A 15,864-nucleotide genomic window follows, 5' to 3' on the forward strand; every position below is an offset into this window, starting at 1 on the left:
AAGCTATTCACTCCGAAAGCGCGATCGTGCCGCTTACTTTCATATTGAAAGAAAACGATCAGCGCGAGATTGTCAATGCCTTGGCACGAGCATGATGGTTTTCAGGGGCGAGACGAGCTGCTGCGCGAATGTGACGTTGAAATGCCAATCACGTTCACCATGGCAGGGAGACCGTGGGCAGACTACAACAGTTTGAAGCTCTCGTTCATCTCGCCGCCGCAGGCCCAGGGGTCGCTCGGCGGCTGCTTGATGAACGCCTCAAAAGACACGCCTGAACGGCAAAGCGTTTCCCCAAATCCGCACTAGACGCGGAGATTTCACAATAATTGCGTGCGGCCGGGTCAGTGAACCGGATTCAAGCAACCCCATATATTGTCGCTTCGGCGTAGGGCCTATGTCGCTGGGCCCGCCCGGACAGATCGACTCTACAGATCACCACTCGCGGCGCCGTTCCGGCGGAACGAACCGGTCGTACGTATCGGACTCGGACTCCGCGTCCTCATGGAAAACGAGGCGGTTGTCGTCGAGCTGCAGCAACGACAACGAGAAGTCATATTGCTCGGCAACGATCGTGGTCTCTCGCACCGGCTCTCTCAGCCAGACGCCGAGGGGATGCTCGATCGTTCCGCGCCCATCAACCAGCAGTTCGGGATGGAGAGGCAGCGCCGTCGCCGGGATTTCGATCGGCCCGACCGATGTCTTGAAGTAGGCGCCGCTGTGAAGTGCGGGCTCGCTCGACCGGGACCACAGGATGAACCCATCGCGCGATACGACCAGAACAGCGCGCTTTTCGGTGTAGCTCAGCCAGCGCAGCGTCGCCGCGATCAGCGAGACCTTGTAACGCTCGGCGCAGGCTTGCAACATCGCCAGATCGGCGGCGGTGCGCGGCGGTATCTGCCGGCGAAAGTCGTCGAGCGGCATGAGAAAATTCGCGGCGAAAACGTTCGCCTGATGCTCAACCTGCCCGTAGGTGGAATCCCACCGCACGATTTTCTGCTGCCCGCACTCGAAACCCTGTGGATAGGCCACGCGGTGCAAAAGGTAGTGGCCAAATTCGTGTGCGAGTGTGAAGTTGATCCGGCCCTTCGACGTGATTGCGTTGTTATAGATGATGCCCCAGCCCTTGCGGCCTGCCCGCGCCGGATAGAGCGCTCCGTCGAAGGTCGGAAGGTTATCCCCCAACACATTGACGATCGGGTCGTCCGGAAAGCGCTGGCGCGAGTATTCTTTGGCGATCATCGGGATGTCGATCGGAAAACGGTCCGCGCCGAACGCGGCGTTGAGCAGCACCGTGATCTCGTTCGCCCAGCGCTCGGGCCCGAAGACGACTGTCATTCGTCGTCGCCGATCAGGTCCATCATCCGCCGGATTTTCTCTTTCGTCGCTGGGTCCATGGTCTGGTACTTGCGGAAGAACGCCGTATCCGTCGCGTCCGCGACTGGCACCGATTCAGTGATCAGGTAGTCGGGCGTCACGCCGAGCACAACCGCGATTTTCGCGATCTTGTCCGCCGACGGACGCGGCGGGTTGTCGTTCTCCAATTGCCATATGTAACTCTTGCTGGACTCGGCAAGCTCGGCCAGCTTCTCGAGGGTGTAGCCCTTCTTCTTGCGCAGCGTGCGAATCTTCTCGCCGAGGGGCGTAGTCGTGGGCACTAGGTGGCCTCCTTTTGTTCCAAGTTCAGAGTAGCACCATACGAGGTGCCTTGACAACGAATGCCGAGTCCCCGTAGCGTGTTCAGAGTAGTGATACTTCAGATCACCTTAATCCAGAAGGAGACCAAAATATGGTAGGAAAACGCGGACCCGACACCCATCATGTAGTGCCCCACAAGGGCGGCAACGGCTGGGACGTGAAGCGCGGGGGCGCCGATCGCGCCTCGGGACACTTCGACACCAAGCAGCAAGCGGTCGACTTCGGTCGGCAGGTCAGCCGCAGCCAGCAGACCGAACTGCGCATCCACAACCAGGACGGCCGGATCGCGCAGAGCGACAGCCACGGCCGCGACCCGAACCCGCCGAAAGGCTGAAAGCGATCCTGCGATGAAGCATATGGCGACGGAATTTGACGACCTGCCCAAGGGTATCCAGCGGAGCCGAGCGCTCCCGGACGCGACCCTTGGCGCGCTATGGCACTCGATCATCCTCCCCGAGGACGTCAAGCGCCGTCTCGTGTCGCAGGCGGTCCTCAACCTCACCTTGCGCGGCAAGGTCGACCGCAGCGTCTTGCCGCTGCACGGCATCATCCTGCTCGTCGGGCCGCCGGGTACCGGCAAGACATCGCTCGCCCGCGGCCTCGCGCACCGCACCGCCGAGTCGTTCCCCGGCGGCAAGTTCCGCCTGCTCGAAGTGGAGCCCCACACGCTGACCAGCTCGGCCATGGGCAAGACACAGCGCGCGGTGTCGGACCTGTTCTCACAGGCCATCACCGAGGCCGCCGCGGCCGGGCCTACCGTCGTACTGCTCGACGAGGTGGAGACCCTCGCTGCAGACCGGTCCAAAATGAGCCTCGAGGCCAACCCGATCGACATCCACCGCGCGACCGACGCGGTCCTCGTCCAGCTCGATGTCCTCGCGGAAAAGCATCCTCATCTTCTCTTCGTGGCGACGAGTAATTTCCCCGAGGCGGTCGACAGCGCCTTCACGTCCCGCTGCGACCTCGTGCTGCCGATCCCGCTGCCCGACCGCGAGGCCTGCGCCCTGATCCTTAAGGACTGCCTGGGCGGCCTTGGCCGCACCTATCCCGCGATCAGCAAGCTCGCCAACGCGCCGCAGTTCGATCAGTGCGCCGCCGCCTGCGTCGGGCTTGATGGCCGCGCTATCCGCAAGATGGTCGCCAATGCCCTCGCGGCCACGCCCGCGACAGCGATGCACCCCGAAAAGGTCACGATCGCCGACCTGCTGGCGGCGGCCAAGAATGCGAAAGCCAGCCGCATTACCGGGGGTGCCGCATGACCACAGTCGCCAGCCGCACCTTCACCAGCACGCCCGCCCGCGACGCCCTCGCAACGTGGACGGCGATCGTCGATCTCCTGACTAAGGGGCAGACGGGCGCTGCGCGTTCCGAGCTTCTCGCCGTCGGCGGGGTCGCGGCCAGCGTGATCGCCGACCAGGCACCCCAGAATGCCGCGATCGTCGTGACCTGCGACGGGCCGCGGACCCGCATCCGCTGTCTTTACGACGAGGACGCCATCGACGGCGCCGACGCGAACGAGGACCCGCTTGGATACGATCCCCTGAAGGGCGACTGGCGCATCTCGCTCCCGTGCCTGGCCGACGACCTAGCCTGGGTCCAGGCCGCGCTGAAGAAGAACAGCACGCGCATCACCGCCCGCGACCTCGATGAGGCTGTCGCCAGCGAGGACAGCAGCGCGTCCGCGAGCGCGCAGGCCCTCACCCTCGATCCAAAGGGGTTCCTAGGCTCATGACCAGCGTCGCCGTCAACATCTACACCCACTCGGTCACCTACCTCGCCGACAACATCCTGAAGAGCTTCAAGGATGTCATCCGGTTGAGCGGGCTTGACCCCGGCAGGCTTGTCGCGGACTGGGAAACGAACACGCGCGCCCTCAAGACCTGGCTGGGCACCGGCGATCTCGAGCGGGTCGTGCTGGAGGTATTCAACCCGAGGACGGGCGCGCTGATCGTCCGCTGGGACATCGACGTGGTCTACAACTGGTCGTCAGGCGACGGCAGTTTCTGGACCGACACCGAGCAGCTGAAGTACCACATCCGCAAGGCGGGCATGGCGCCGAGCGACGCCTCCTACGACATCCTCATCGAGACCAAGCCGGGACGCCCGGATGTGGCGGGCTGGGGCACGGGCACGTACCGCTCCACCGAGGGTTTCGTCCGGCACAGCCTGGGCTCGACGATCGAGCACTACGGCCTCGGCGGCAGCGCCGCCTACTGGAGGAAGAACTGATGCTGACGATCGATGAGGCGTTCCGCAAGTTCAAGAGCCGCCTGGAGCTCAATGACAAGGAGCAGGCCAACGCTTCGGCGCGGCAGCAAGAGGTACGCGATTATCTCGATACCAAGTTCTCGATCGACAACAGCTTCCTCACCGGTTCCTACAAGCGTCACACCAAAACCAAGCCGCTCAAGGACATCGACATCTTTTTCGTGCTGCGGGATTCCGAGCGGCACTATCGCGGCAAGGCGCCCTCGGTCGTTATCAAGGATTTCTACGACGCGCTCGTCGACAAGTACGGCAAGGACGCCGTGCGAAAGCAGAGCCGCTCCGTGAACATCGATTTCGGCGTCGTCATCGACGCCGAAGACAACACCGACTACCGCATCGTCAGCGTCGACGTCGTACCGGCCTTCACCGCCGGCGACGACTACGAGATCCCCGATACCGACAGCAGCACGTGGATCAAGACCAACCCGAAAATTCACGCGGATAAGGCCGTTGCCGCCCACCAAGCCTTTTCGAATGAGTGGAAGGGCCTCGTGCGCATGGTCAAGTACTGGAACAACAACCCCAAGCATGGCGTCGACAAGCCGGTGAAGCCCTCCTTCCTCATCGAGGTGATGGCGCTCGAATGCCTCTATGGCGGATGGCAGGGCCAGTTCGATCGTGAGCTGCAGGCGCTGTACGCAACCCTGGCCGATCGCATCTTTGATACCTGGCCCGACCCTGCCGGTCTTGGCCCTCCCATCAGCAACGGCATGGATAATGCACGCAAGCTGCGGGCACGGGACCTGCTGACGGCCGCAGCTCGCGAGGCGTCGATCGCCATCGACCACACACGCAAGGGCCGCAACGGCGATGCGCTGAAAGCCTGGCGCGCCTTGTTCGGCCCCAAGTTCCCGCTCTCGTAAATTCCAACAGCAAGGTGAGTCATGTCGAATTGGTCGTTGTCACAGCTGCTTGCCTCCTTGCATGAGGATATCCAGCAGCGCCTCGCCACGGTCAGGAAGACGATCCACCATCCGGGCTCGAAGGGCGACGCCAGCGAGAATGTCTGGATCGCCATGCTCGACCTCTACCTGCCGAAGCGCTACCAGACGGCCAAGGCCCATGTCGTCGACAGCCTCGGCAACTTCAGCCAGCAGATCGACGTCGTAGTTTTCGACCGACAGTATTCCCCCTTCATTTTCACCTACGAAGGTCAGACGATCATACCGGCGGAGAGCGTCTATGCCGTGTTTGAAGCCAAGCAGACCGCCGATGCGGGTCTGGTCAGCTACGCGCAGGACAAGGTCGCGAGCGTAAGGCGGCTCCATCGAACCAGCCTTCCGATTCCTCACGCCGGCGGCGTCTACCCGCCCAAGCCGCTGATCCCCATTCTCGGCGGAATGCTGACGTTTGAGAGCGATTGGAATCCCGCTCTCGGCGCTCCGTTTGCGAGTGCCCTCAATGCCGGCACTGGCGAGCGCCAGCTCGACATCGGCTGCGTCGCTTCGCACGGCCACTTTTTCCGCGACCCCGAGTCGGGGTCCTACAGCTTTGAGAGTGAGAACAAGGCGGCGACCGCCTTCCTGTTCAAGCTGATCTCGCGACTGCAGTTCAGCGGTACCGTGCCGATGATTGACATTGAGGCCTATGCGAAGTGGCTGGTGTAATAGCGCGGCCGGGATTCCGATGGGTGAGGGCCACAACTTTAAGCAGCTACGCAACGCGATCCTGGCCCTGAGTCAGGCGAGCGACTGGGAAGTAGCGCGCAAGGAGTGGAGTCTCGTCGACATCTCCGAGGCCGACGAACCTGATATCTGCCTGTGCGGTCATTTCCCGATCATCGAGATCTGCACCATCGCCAACCGCGTCACGAGACATCGCGCTGAGATTGGCAACCGGTGCGTCAAGCGCTTCCTCGGCCTGCGCTCGGATTTGATCTTCGCGGCCATCAAGCGCATCCGCAAGGACATCACAAAGAGCCTCAACGCCGACGCCGTTGTCTTCTTCAATGAGCGGGGTCTCCTCACGCCTTGGGAGTACAATTTCCTGCAGGACACGCTGGCCAGGCGTGTGCTGTCCCCCGCGCAGAGCGCTACGCGCGAGAATATCAATCGCAAGGTGCTCTCGGCGGTCAGCAGGCGCGGATTTCAGGGCCCGGACTGAGCCCGGTCGCCGCCGATCATCATCATGGTGTCCTCCACGATGGGTACGGAAGAGTTTGCCGACGATGATGAGAATGAAGGGGTGAGGAGGAGACTGGTAGCCGCTATGGAGTCATATCGTCATGTGAGGTTACCGAGGCAGAATGGTGCTGTGCAGTCAGTGAGTTGACAGAATACACTTGCAGGTGTGCGACATAAAAAACTTGTAAATGCACGGCATGATTGACTTGCAGGTGTACGTCATAATATACGTGCAAGTGCACGACATGAAAAACTTGCAAGTGCACGACCATGGCTACACCGCACGAGAAGCTTGCCGACTCCCTCGACGCCCTGAGGGCCCTCCAGGAAGGCGGGCGGCGTGTATTCGCGTCCGGGGAACTGAAGCGCCTAGACCGCGAGCGTCTGATCCAGAACGGATTCCTGCGGGAGATCATCAAGGGCTGGCTCATGTCAACGGGCCCGCAGGCGGAGAGCGGCGACACCACCCCCTGGTACGCATCCTTCTGGGAATTCTGCGCCGCTTATTGCGGCGAGCGGTTCGGCGTAGACTGGCACCTGTCGCCCGAGCAGTCCCTGCTGCTGCATGCCGAAGCCACGGCCATCCCCGCGCAGGTTGTCATCTATAGTCCAAAGGGGACCAACAACACGGTGCAACTGCCGTTCGGGACGTCGCTCTACGATCTCCGGCAGAAGGACATGCCGCCCGCAGCCGACCTCGTCGAACGCCAGGGCCTGCGCCTCTACACGCCGGACGCCGCCCTTATCAAAGTGCCGGAAGTCTTCTTCCAGCGCGCGCCCATCGAAGCGCAGGTCGCGCTCGCGGCGATCAGGAATGCCTCTGCCATTCTCAGCCGCCTGCTTGATGGCGGTCATACCGCCGTGGCCGGGCGCCTCGCCGGCGCCTTCAGGCGCACCGGAAGGAAAAGCGTCGCCGACGAAATCGTCGCTACAATGAAAGCCGCCGGCTACGATGTTCGCGAGAACGATCCGTTCGCCCTGCAGCAGCGCGTTCCCACGATTATTCCGGGCATTCCGCCCATCGTGGGGCGCCTGCAGGCAATCTGGGAAACCCAGCGCGCCGCCGTCGCCGAGATCTTCCTCCCCCCGCCGGGCCTGCCCAACGATCGCGACGGCTATCTCAAGTTCGTCGACGACATCTACCAGAACGACGCCTACCACTCGCTCTCGATCGAAGGCTACAGCGTGACGCCCGCGCTGATCGACCGCGTCCGCCACGGGGCGTGGAATCCCCAGGGTAATGACGATGACCGCAAGAGCCGCGACGCGCTCGCGGCACGCGGTTACTGGCAAGCCTTTCAGAGCGTCAAGGGCAGCATCGCCGCCATCATCGCCGGCGCGCCCGCAGGAGCGCTGGCCCGTGATCAGCACAGCACCTGGTACCGTGAACTGTTCCAGCCCTCGGTGGCTGCGGGCCTCCTGCGCCCAGGGACGCTCGCCGGGTACCGCAATCTCCCCGTCTATATCCGCGGCTCGCGCCACGTGCCGCCGCGCTGGGAGGCGGTCCCTGATGCGATGGAGACGCTGTTCGGACTCCTGGATCAGGAGCCTGAGCCGGGCGTGCGCGCGGTGCTGGGCCACTGGCTGTTCGGCTACATCCACCCCTACCTTGACGGCAACGGACGGATGGCGCGCTTTCTAATGAATGCGATGCTCGCTTCGGGCGGCTATGCCTGGACCGTTGTCCGGGTAGAAGACCGCGCCGCCTATATGGCGGCCCTTGAAGCCGCGAGCGTTGGCGAAGATGTCAGGCCCTTCGCCGCGTATCTCAACGAGCGCGCGCGTTGGTCGATGGATCAGAAGGCAAACGCATGAGCGTCACCTCATTCGAACGGCTTGGCTACCAGCAAGTACATTCCCACGCTCGATAGCGCGCTCATCATCCCGCGGACACATCTCGGGCTATGTCCAAGAGCTTCTCGACGGGATCGAATTCAAGCAGACTGCCTATGCTCTCGACCGCGATTTCCGAAGGTCGGCACTTGACCGGTTCCTGCGCGAAGCCGCTCGTGGGCGTCATGACGAGCCGGAGACCGAGGTGCGCGAAGCCGCCTAGGTGATCTCCCGGCCACGCCGACAAAGCGGGGTTCGACATGCGAAAGATCGAAGATTTCGTCGATGAGCGTCAGAACGCGTGGTGCATCCACTGCACGCGGCCAGTCGTCGGCCTCGAGACAAACGAGGACCACGTCCCTTCGAAAAGCCTGCTCACCAAACCTCGCCCGCACCACCTGCCGATCGTGACCATCTGCCGAGAGTGCAACACGAGCTTTGCGCTGGATGAGCAGGCCGGGTCGACCGCCCCTGAAAAGCAATTGAACGCGAGCGCTGCACGTGCGCTCGCGGACAGCCCGGCGTTACGGGAGCGGATCGAGCGCTCGCGTTCCGAGTTCACGACGGTGGGCGGAGACACGCGCATGCTCTGGCCGCCCGAGACGGAACGCGCCCAGCGAGTCGTGCTGAAGAATGTGCTCTGCCAGAGACGGGCATGGACCAGACCGCCAGTCGTCTGCTTGCATGGATCAAGGGAGGCAGCGGAGATTTCGAGAGTCCCATGATCCGTCCTCGCCAGCAACGACAGAATCGGCCCCCGAAATGACCACGATCAGCGAAGAAGACTACCAGATGCACATGGCGTCGATCGTGGACGACGGGTTCATCCTTGATCCTCCCGGCTACGAGCGACTGAGCCAGTGGACGCACATGCTTCTGCACATCGTCAATGCCAGAGCGAACTTTCAATGGGTGCTGAACCACCCGGTCGTTGCCAACGAGCTGGACAACACGCTCCAGCAACAGGCGTTCTTTGTCGCTGGCATCATGGCCTATGGCCGCTGCTACGCTTCATCGGGACCGCATGTTCCAACGCTCGATGCCAGCCAGGTCTACAAGGGGTCGAAGGACGGCATGGAGGTCCATTCCCGGCTGAACCAGCTCCGCAACACGATTGCGGCTCATACGGACAAGTCCGATCTCGTACGTCTGACGCTGGCGGTGAAGGACGAGCCAACACGCGTGGTGGTTCGGCACCTGTCGACCGCGGCAATCCCGACAGGTGAAATCCCCGACTTCCTCGAGGCCGTGGCCCACACCGAGCACTTCGTCACGATCAGCATCAACAAGTATCTCGATCACCTGCAGACGAAGATCGGCAAAAGGATCGAGCTGGACTAGCGGCTGTGGTCAGGCCTTGAGCCAGGCCGGCCATACTCGCCCCACCTCGCATGCCGTTCATGGGCATTGCACATGGTCTGCAGTCCAGCCCGGCAAGGTCAGGATTTCGAGGCTCGGTCCGTTATCGGCATCCTCTCAGGCGCTGTCGGACGCGCATATCTGCACAGGCGTAGTTCCTGAAAGCCGCATTGTCGCTTGTGAAGGGGAAACGCCTTCCCCCCGCGGCCGAGCCAGGGTCTCGGCCGACCCCTTCTGCGGGGAGACCCCGCAACGCCCCCCTCAGAGTGAGAGTGCGGACCGGCTTTGCCGTGACGGGTTGAAAGCCGGAGGAGAGCTTCCGGCGCCCGTCGCGGAGAACCGCGATGTCCAGACCTCACCGCCGTGCCCGCGCCGGCGCCGACCGGGCAGGCCTTTATGACGAGATCACCGGCAAGATCATCGCCGAACTCGAAGCCGGCCGCTTCCCCTGGGTGCAGCCCTGGGGCTCATCGGCCGCCGCGGCGCCGCTCGGCCTGCCAAAGAATGCAAGCACCGGCCGCGCCTATTCCGGCATCAATATCCTGATCCTGTGGGGTGCCGTGGTCCAGCACGGCTTTCCGGGCCAGGCCTGGCTCACCTTCCGGCAGGCGCTGTCCCAGGGCGGCAATGTCCGCAAGGGCGAACACGGCACGACCGTGGTCTATGCCGACCGCTTCGTGCCCGAGGACGAGAAGCAGCGCGCCCGCGACACCGGGGAAGACGCGCAGGCCATTCCGTTCCTCAAGCGCTTCACCGTGTTCAATGTGGCGCAATGCGAGGGCCTGCCGGAGGACGTCACCGTTGAGGTGCCGCCGCCTCCACCGGGCACGATCGAACCGACCGTCGAGGCGCTGATCAAGGCGAGCGGCATCGACTTCCGCATCGGCGGCGACCGCGCCTACTACGTGCCAGCCCATGACTATGTCATGGTGCCGCCGCCGGCCGCCTATTTCGAGCCGATCAACTGGCACCGCACGGCGCTGCACGAACTCGGCCACGCCACCGGCCATGCCGCGCGGCTCGGCCGCGATCTCGGTGGCTCGTTCGGCAGCAAGAAATACGCCTTCGAGGAACTGGTCGCGGAGATGAACGCAGCCTTCTGCTGCGCCGCGCTCGGCATCGTGCCAACGGTTCGCCATGCCGACTATCTCGGCTCCTGGCTCGACGTGCTGCGCGAGGACAACCGTGCCATCGTCCGCGCCGCCTCGCAGGCCAGCAAGGCGGCGGACTGGCTCCTCAGCTTCCTGCCCGATGGGGGCGAGGCAATCGCCGGCGGCGACCATGGTCAATCTGAGATCGACAGGAGGGCGGCATGATCCTCTTGACCGACGAACTGCGCGACCGTCTCCTCGTCAACGGCCGTGATCGCGATACCGACCACGTGCCGGCGGTGAAGTTCTTCAATCCGCTTGGCGAGGGCGTCTGGCTGGCCACCGAGCTCGATGCCGATGGTGATATCCTGTTCGGTCTCGCCGACCTTGGCCATCCCGAACTCGGCAGCTTCTCGCTCGAGGACCTGACCTCGGTTCGACTGCCGTTCGGCATGGGATCGAGCGCGACATCCTGTTCGAGACGGATTTGCCCACCTCGGTCTGGGCCGAGGCGGCGCGGCAAGCCGGCAGCATTCGCGGGGCCGAACGCATCGTAGCGGCCATGGCTCGCCCACGGCCAGCCGCGTCCTGACGCACAAGCCGAGATGGCTCGCGGCCCCACCCGGAACCCGCAAATCCGTGCTTCAGGCTTTGCGCTTCTCCGCAAACCGCGTGCGCGGCGCCGTCCTCAGAGTGAGAGGGCGGCGCCGCTCTTCGTGACGGGTTGGAGGTCGAGAGGAGTTCCCGGCCGCCCGTCGCGGAGAAAAGACCATGGCGACCGCCAAGCAGAAGATCACCCTCAACGCCTCGCGCGACATCCCCTTCAACAAGCTGATGCTCAGCCAAGCCAATGTCCGGCGCATCAAGAACGGACAGTCGATCGAGGATCTCGCCGCCTCCATTGCGCGGCGCGGGCTCCTCCAGAGCCTCAACGTCCGGCCCGTACTCGATGGCGAGCGCAACGAGTCCGGCATGTTCGAGGTGCCCGCCGGCGGGCGCCGCTATCGCGCGCTCGAACTGCTGGTCAAGCAGAAGCGCATGACGAAGACGGAAACGGTCCCCTGCGTCGTCTCGGACGCCAACAGCGTCGTGCCGATCGAGGAAGATTCGCTCGCCGAGAATTTCCAGCGCGAGGACCTGCATCCCCTCGACATGTTCCGGGCCTTCCAGACGCTCCACGACCAGGGAGCCACGCATGAGGAGATCGCGGCCCGCTTCTTCGTCTCGGCCACCTTCGTGCAGCAGCGGCTGCGTCTCGCCAAGATCTCGCCGACCCTGCTCGCAATCTATGAGCAGGACGGCATGAAGCTCGATCAACTCATGGCCTTCACCGTGACCGACGATCATGCGCGCCAGGAACAGGTCTGGGAGACACTGCAGAGCTCCTGGTCCAAGGAGCCGCATCAGATCCGGCGCATGCTGACCGAGACGACGATCAGGGCCACCGACCGGCGCGCCCTCTTCGTCGGGATCGACGCCTATGTCGCCGCAGGCGGGATCGTGCTGCGCGATCTGTTCGAGGCCGACAATGGCGGCTGGCTGCAGGATCCGGCGCTGCTCGATCGTCTCGTCGGCGACAAGCTGCGGGCCAGTGCCGACGCGATCGCCGCCGAGGGCTGGAAGTGGATCGTCATCGACGTCGACCTGCCCTATGGCCATGAGCACGGCATGCGCGCCCTGACCGGCACCTTCGCCGATCTCAGCGACGAGGAGCAGGCCGAAAGAACGGCGCTCTGTTCCGAGTATGACCAGATCGAGGCGCAGTATGGCGAAGCCGACGAACTGCCCGATGAGGTCGATCAGCGGCTCGGCGAAATCGAGCAGGCGCTCGGTCGGTTCGAGAACCGCCCGATGATCTACGAACCGGCCGAGATTGCCCGCGCCGGCGCCTTCGTCAGCATCGATCGCGACGGCGATCTGGTCGTTGATCGCGGCTATGTCCGTCCCGAGGACGAGGCCCCCGCAACGGTCGACGGCGACGCTGACCAGCCGCAGGACGAACCCGATGGCGATGGCGCCGACCCCGCCGTCCGCCGGACCACGATCACCATCGGCGCGCAGGCCTCGGAACCTGACGACGAGGAGGAGAGCGACGCCATCAAGCCGCTGCCGGAGCGGCTGGTCATCGACCTCACCGCGCACCGCACGCTGGCCCTGCGCAATGCCGTCGCCGGCAACCCGCATATCGCCATGACCGCGCTGCTCCATCGGCTGGTGCTCGACTGCTTCGGTCACCGCTCCGCGACCGGCTGTCTCGAGGCCTCGGTGCGCCATGTCTATTTCACCGCACAGGACGCCGAGCTCAAGGACAGCCCCGCCGCCAAGGCCGTCGCCGAGCGGCAGGAGGGGTGGACGGCCGACATCCCAACCGGCGATGACGAGGCGCTCTGGACCTGGCTCGATGCCCTCGACGACGCCAGCCGGCTGGCGCTGCTGGCGCACTGCGTCAGTTTCGGGGTCAATGCGCTCTTCGAGCGGATCAATCCCTACGGCGCCGGTGTCAGCCAGCAGGGTCTCGAGCAGCGCCTGCGCGAGGCGGACCGGCTGGCTCGGGTGACAGGGTTGGACATGGTCGAAGTCGGCTGGCGGCCGACCGTCGCCAACTATCTCGGCCGCGTCACCAAATCCCGCATCCTCGAAGCGGTGCGCGAGGGCGCCGGCGAGCGCGCGGCGCAACTCATCGACCACCTCAAGAAGGGAGAGATGGCCAAGGAGGCGGAGCGGCTGCTCTCCGACAGCGGCTGGCTGCCCGAACCGCTGCGCCTCACCGGTGACGAACCCGCCACCGTTGAACCCGACGAGGATGACGGCGCTGGCGCGGCGCTGCCGGCCTTCCTCGCCAGCGAGGACGGCCCTTCCGCCGAAGCCCAAGAGCCGGTGCAGCCGATCGCCGCTGAGTAACGGCGCCCCACAGACGGGGCATCCGCCCTTCATCCCTGGCCCGGCGCCCAGCCGGGCCTTTTCGTTTCAGGAGAGATTTCAATGTCTGCCGCTTTGATCTTCGACATCGCCCCGCTCGGCTCGCTCGTCGCCTATTCGGACGGTACGCCGCGACCGCCGGCGCGCTTCACCCGCAAGCTCGCGGCATGGGAACGCCGCAACGGCACCGGCCGGCTGGTCCGCAAGGAGCCGGCGCGCGAACGCCCGACCTACACGTCCCCGCCTTGCTTCACCCTGCATGAGGGGAGCTTCGGCCAGAATGGCATCATCCTCGTTTCGGTGATGCGCAACTACGGCATCGACAGCGATCTGAAGTTCCGCGTCATCGAACGTCCCCGGATCGGCCAGGTCCGCGTCCTGCAGCCCGTCGGTGACGGCGTCGAACTGTTGCACCTCGCCGAAAGCCGCGTGGCGGCCGAGTTGTGGCTGGCGAGAAACCGCCATCACCAGGCCGGCATCGACGAAGTGACCGCCGACGAGATCAGCGCCGACGCCGTCGAGGGACGCGCCGCGGCCTGATGGCGTCGAGCGCACCAGTCTGCACGGCGTAACGCATCGCCGTGCGCAATCACCACCACAAACGAGGCGAACCTGCCGGGCTCGAAGAAGCGAGGGCCGGGCAGTTCGCCTTGCGGAGACCGATCATGTCCGAATTCACCATTGAAACGACGTATCGCCTGCCGGTCTACCGGCAGCGCACCTATGCGGCCGAGACGCCCGAAGCGGCCTGCCGGCTGGCCATCGCGGACGACGACTGGTCCGGACAGAAAGAGGATGCCGAGTCCGCGGGCGAGACCTTCGTCACCGGCATCTGGCGCGGAGCGGATGCCGCCCACCGCGGTCGCACAGTACAAATCGCGCCGCACTTTGAGGAAACGCTGCAGCGCAAGGCGCGGCATTTCGAAGTCCTGCTCGGCCTGCTCAAGATCCTGCTCGCCGATTTCGAAGCGGGTCGAACGACCGCCCCGGAATGGACCGGCAAGGTCAATTGGGCGGTGCAGCGCGCCGAAGCCATTCTCGACGGCGCACGCGGTCCGGACGAACCGAACAGCGCGAGGGACGTATCATGAGCATTCCCGACTTCGCCCGCGCCAATTTCCAGACGCTGCTCCGCGCCGCCGGCACTGGCGATCTCGCACTGATGGAGTGCCTCGACGCCGAAACGGCGCAGCCGCGCTATGTCATCTGCGCCGTCGGCCGCGACGGCGCGGACTATGTATTCACGCCCTTCGGGCACTTGGCCGAAGGCAATCCCTTCGACGCCTATCGCCCGCCCGATCCTGGCGACCCGAACGGCTTCCTGCCGGCTGCCGGCACGGCCGACGAGGAATGACCATCGCGCCCTGATCCTCTTCAAGCGCCCCGCCTTAAGGCCGGGCGCTTGTTTCATGTCAGGCCCGAGGCCGACCGAGAGGGAGAGGCAGGCCGCGAGGGGTTCGAGCCGCTCCGGTCCAGAGAGAGCGCCGCGCGCGGCTCGATTTCCGGTTGCTCTCCGAGGATCCCGATATGACCCCGACCTCCGCATCGGCGGCAGTGATTGCCGCTGCGAACGTCCCCCTCGCCAAGCCCGACACGTCTGCCGCGGTGTTCGCGGCCGCGACGCTTCTCCTTCCCCATCTCGAGCGCGGTGAGCGCATCGATGCGCCGATCCTGCGCGCCAGCATGGAGGCGGCCTTCGGCGCCTCCGATGCCGCTGGCGCCTGGGACTGGAAGCAGGCCTACGAGGCCTGTGAGGCGGCCACCGTGCTATTCCTGCGCAAGTACGGAAAGGCGCTGTTCCGCAAAGCCGCGTCTCCGGCTTTGCGGCTTTCCGCGCTGTCAAGAATTGCGGGCCTGCTGCCCACGCACACCCGCCGCTCCAAAGAGTCACAGGTCTTCCAGCAGTTCTCGACGCCGATCCCGCTCGGGCTGGTCGCGGTGACGGCCGCCGCCATCACGCCGGCCGACCGCGTGCTCGAGCCCTCGGCCGGCACCGGGCTCCTCGCCATCCTGGCCGAGATCGCCGGCGCCACGCCGCTCCTCAACGAACTCGCCGAGATACGCGCCGGCCTTCTCGCCTCCCTCTTTCCTTCCGTGTCCGTCACCCGCTTCGATGCCGCCCAGATCGACGACCATCTCGACCCGGGCGCCGTGCCGAGCGTGGTGTTGATGAATCCGCCGTTCTCGGTGATGGCCAATGTCGAAGGCCGCGTCGCCGACGCGGTGGTCCGCCATGTCGCCTCGGCGCTGGCGCGGCTGGCGCCGGGCGGCCGGCTGGTGACCATCACCGGCGCCAGCTTCGCGCCCGACAATCCTGCCTGGGCGCCGGCATTTTCGCGCCTGCAGGAGCGGGGCCGCGTCGTGTTCTCGGCCGCGATCGACGGCACCGTCTATGCGAGACACGGCACGACCATCGATACGCGGCTCACCGTCATCGACAAGTTGCCGGCCGACGATCCTGCTGTCTTCCCGACCGCGCCCGGCGTCGCGCCCGATGCCGCCACGCTGCTGGCCTGGGTCGGCGCTCACCTGCCGCCGCGCATCCCGATCGCCCTGCCGGACTCCTCGCCCGCGAC

18 protein-coding genes and 2 pseudogenes are annotated in these 15,864 nt (G+C 64.8%); 18 read left to right on the forward strand and 2 right to left on the reverse strand.

The genetic code is table 11. The features are described from left to right. The first annotated feature begins 75 nt into the window (after window positions 1–75). The gene (locus tag QQL79_RS20390) at window positions 76–306 is read left to right on the forward strand and encodes a hypothetical protein (RefSeq protein WP_284393940.1); all 231 of its coding nucleotides are present in this window, start codon (window positions 76–78) and stop codon (window positions 304–306) included. Between the two features lie 126 nt (window positions 307–432). Here QQL79_RS20390 and QQL79_RS20395 read toward each other — a convergent pair whose 3' ends face one another. Together QQL79_RS20395 and QQL79_RS20400 are read right to left on the reverse strand one after the other, a co-directional pair. Beyond that, window positions 433–1,335, reverse strand: coding sequence for an ImmA/IrrE family metallo-endopeptidase (locus tag QQL79_RS20395; protein ID WP_284393941.1), 903 nt, complete (start codon window positions 1,333–1,335; stop codon window positions 433–435). Continuing rightward, the gene (locus tag QQL79_RS20400; protein ID WP_284393943.1) at window positions 1,332–1,655 is read right to left on the reverse strand and encodes a helix-turn-helix domain-containing protein; all 324 of its coding nucleotides are present in this window, start codon (window positions 1,653–1,655) and stop codon (window positions 1,332–1,334) included. The genes QQL79_RS20395 and QQL79_RS20400 overlap by 4 nt, the downstream gene beginning before the upstream one ends. Window positions 1,656–1,786: 131 nt before the next feature. Here QQL79_RS20400 and QQL79_RS20405 point away from each other — a divergent pair, with 131 nt between their 5' ends. From QQL79_RS20405 to QQL79_RS20490, 17 genes and pseudogenes are all read left to right on the forward strand, one after another. Beyond that, window positions 1,787–2,029, forward strand: coding sequence for a DUF2188 domain-containing protein (locus QQL79_RS20405; protein WP_284393945.1), 243 nt, complete (start codon window positions 1,787–1,789; stop codon window positions 2,027–2,029). Window positions 2,030–2,051: 22 nt separating this feature from the next. Then, window positions 2,052–2,954, forward strand: coding sequence for an AAA family ATPase (locus tag QQL79_RS20410; RefSeq protein WP_370461273.1), 903 nt, complete (start codon window positions 2,052–2,054; stop codon window positions 2,952–2,954). After that, window positions 2,951–3,427, forward strand: a complete 477-nt coding sequence (locus QQL79_RS20415) for a CBASS system Cap8 protein (protein WP_284393948.1) — start codon at window positions 2,951–2,953, stop codon at window positions 3,425–3,427. The genes QQL79_RS20410 and QQL79_RS20415 overlap by 4 nt, the downstream gene beginning before the upstream one ends. Continuing rightward, the gene (locus QQL79_RS20420) at window positions 3,424–3,924 is read left to right on the forward strand and encodes an HORMA domain containing protein (RefSeq protein ID WP_284393949.1); all 501 of its coding nucleotides are present in this window, start codon (window positions 3,424–3,426) and stop codon (window positions 3,922–3,924) included. Before QQL79_RS20415 ends, QQL79_RS20420 begins: the two co-directional genes overlap by 4 nt. Then, on the forward strand, window positions 3,924–4,826 hold the full coding sequence (locus tag QQL79_RS20425) for a CBASS oligonucleotide cyclase (RefSeq protein WP_284393951.1): 903 nt from the start codon (window positions 3,924–3,926) through the stop codon (window positions 4,824–4,826). The genes QQL79_RS20420 and QQL79_RS20425 overlap by 1 nt, the downstream gene beginning before the upstream one ends. A gap of 21 nt (window positions 4,827–4,847) precedes the next feature. Next, window positions 4,848–5,570 (forward strand): DUF6602 domain-containing protein, encoded by a 723-nt coding sequence (locus tag QQL79_RS20430; RefSeq protein WP_284393952.1) that lies wholly within the window; start codon window positions 4,848–4,850, stop codon window positions 5,568–5,570. A gap of 19 nt (window positions 5,571–5,589) precedes the next feature. Beyond that, entirely contained in the window at window positions 5,590–6,066 is a 477-nt protein-coding gene (locus tag QQL79_RS20435) for a hypothetical protein (protein WP_284393953.1), read from the forward strand. Window positions 6,067–6,356: 290 nt separating this feature from the next. Beyond that, window positions 6,357–7,901, forward strand: a complete 1,545-nt coding sequence (locus QQL79_RS20440) for a Fic family protein (RefSeq protein WP_284393955.1) — start codon at window positions 6,357–6,359, stop codon at window positions 7,899–7,901. A gap of 278 nt (window positions 7,902–8,179) precedes the next feature. Next, the gene (locus QQL79_RS20450) at window positions 8,180–8,644 is read left to right on the forward strand and encodes a hypothetical protein (protein ID WP_284393957.1); all 465 of its coding nucleotides are present in this window, start codon (window positions 8,180–8,182) and stop codon (window positions 8,642–8,644) included. Between the two features lie 37 nt (window positions 8,645–8,681). After that, window positions 8,682–9,260: a hypothetical protein gene (locus QQL79_RS20455; RefSeq protein ID WP_284393959.1), complete on the forward strand. Its 579-nt coding sequence runs from the start codon at window positions 8,682–8,684 to the stop codon at window positions 9,258–9,260. Between the two features lie 362 nt (window positions 9,261–9,622). Then, the gene (locus tag QQL79_RS20460) at window positions 9,623–10,594 is read left to right on the forward strand and encodes an ArdC family protein (protein ID WP_284393960.1); all 972 of its coding nucleotides are present in this window, start codon (window positions 9,623–9,625) and stop codon (window positions 10,592–10,594) included. Beyond that, window positions 10,591–10,961: pseudogene (locus QQL79_RS20465) on the forward strand (DUF2958 domain-containing protein). Before QQL79_RS20460 ends, QQL79_RS20465 begins: the two are co-directional and overlap by 4 nt. Before the next feature lie 179 nt (window positions 10,962–11,140). Next, entirely contained in the window at window positions 11,141–13,270 is a 2,130-nt protein-coding gene (locus QQL79_RS20470; RefSeq protein WP_284393962.1) for a ParB/RepB/Spo0J family partition protein, read from the forward strand. 81 nt (window positions 13,271–13,351) lie between these two features. Then, window positions 13,352–13,828 (forward strand): UCP036055 family protein, encoded by a 477-nt coding sequence (locus QQL79_RS20475; RefSeq protein WP_284393964.1) that lies wholly within the window; start codon window positions 13,352–13,354, stop codon window positions 13,826–13,828. 125 nt (window positions 13,829–13,953) lie between these two features. Further along, complete coding sequence (locus tag QQL79_RS20480; protein ID WP_284393966.1) at window positions 13,954–14,379, forward strand: hypothetical protein; 426 nt, start codon at window positions 13,954–13,956, stop codon at window positions 14,377–14,379. Continuing rightward, window positions 14,376–14,642, forward strand: a complete 267-nt coding sequence (locus QQL79_RS20485) for a DUF6117 family protein (RefSeq protein WP_284393968.1) — start codon at window positions 14,376–14,378, stop codon at window positions 14,640–14,642. Before QQL79_RS20480 ends, QQL79_RS20485 begins: the two co-directional genes overlap by 4 nt. Before the next feature lie 173 nt (window positions 14,643–14,815). Beyond that, a pseudogene (locus QQL79_RS20490) lies at window positions 14,816–15,864 on the forward strand (methylase); the annotation flags it as partial.

Origin of the sequence: Devosia yakushimensis (assembly GCF_030159855.1) — a bacterium.
GTDB classification, from domain to species: domain Bacteria; phylum Pseudomonadota; class Alphaproteobacteria; order Rhizobiales; family Devosiaceae; genus Devosia; species Devosia yakushimensis.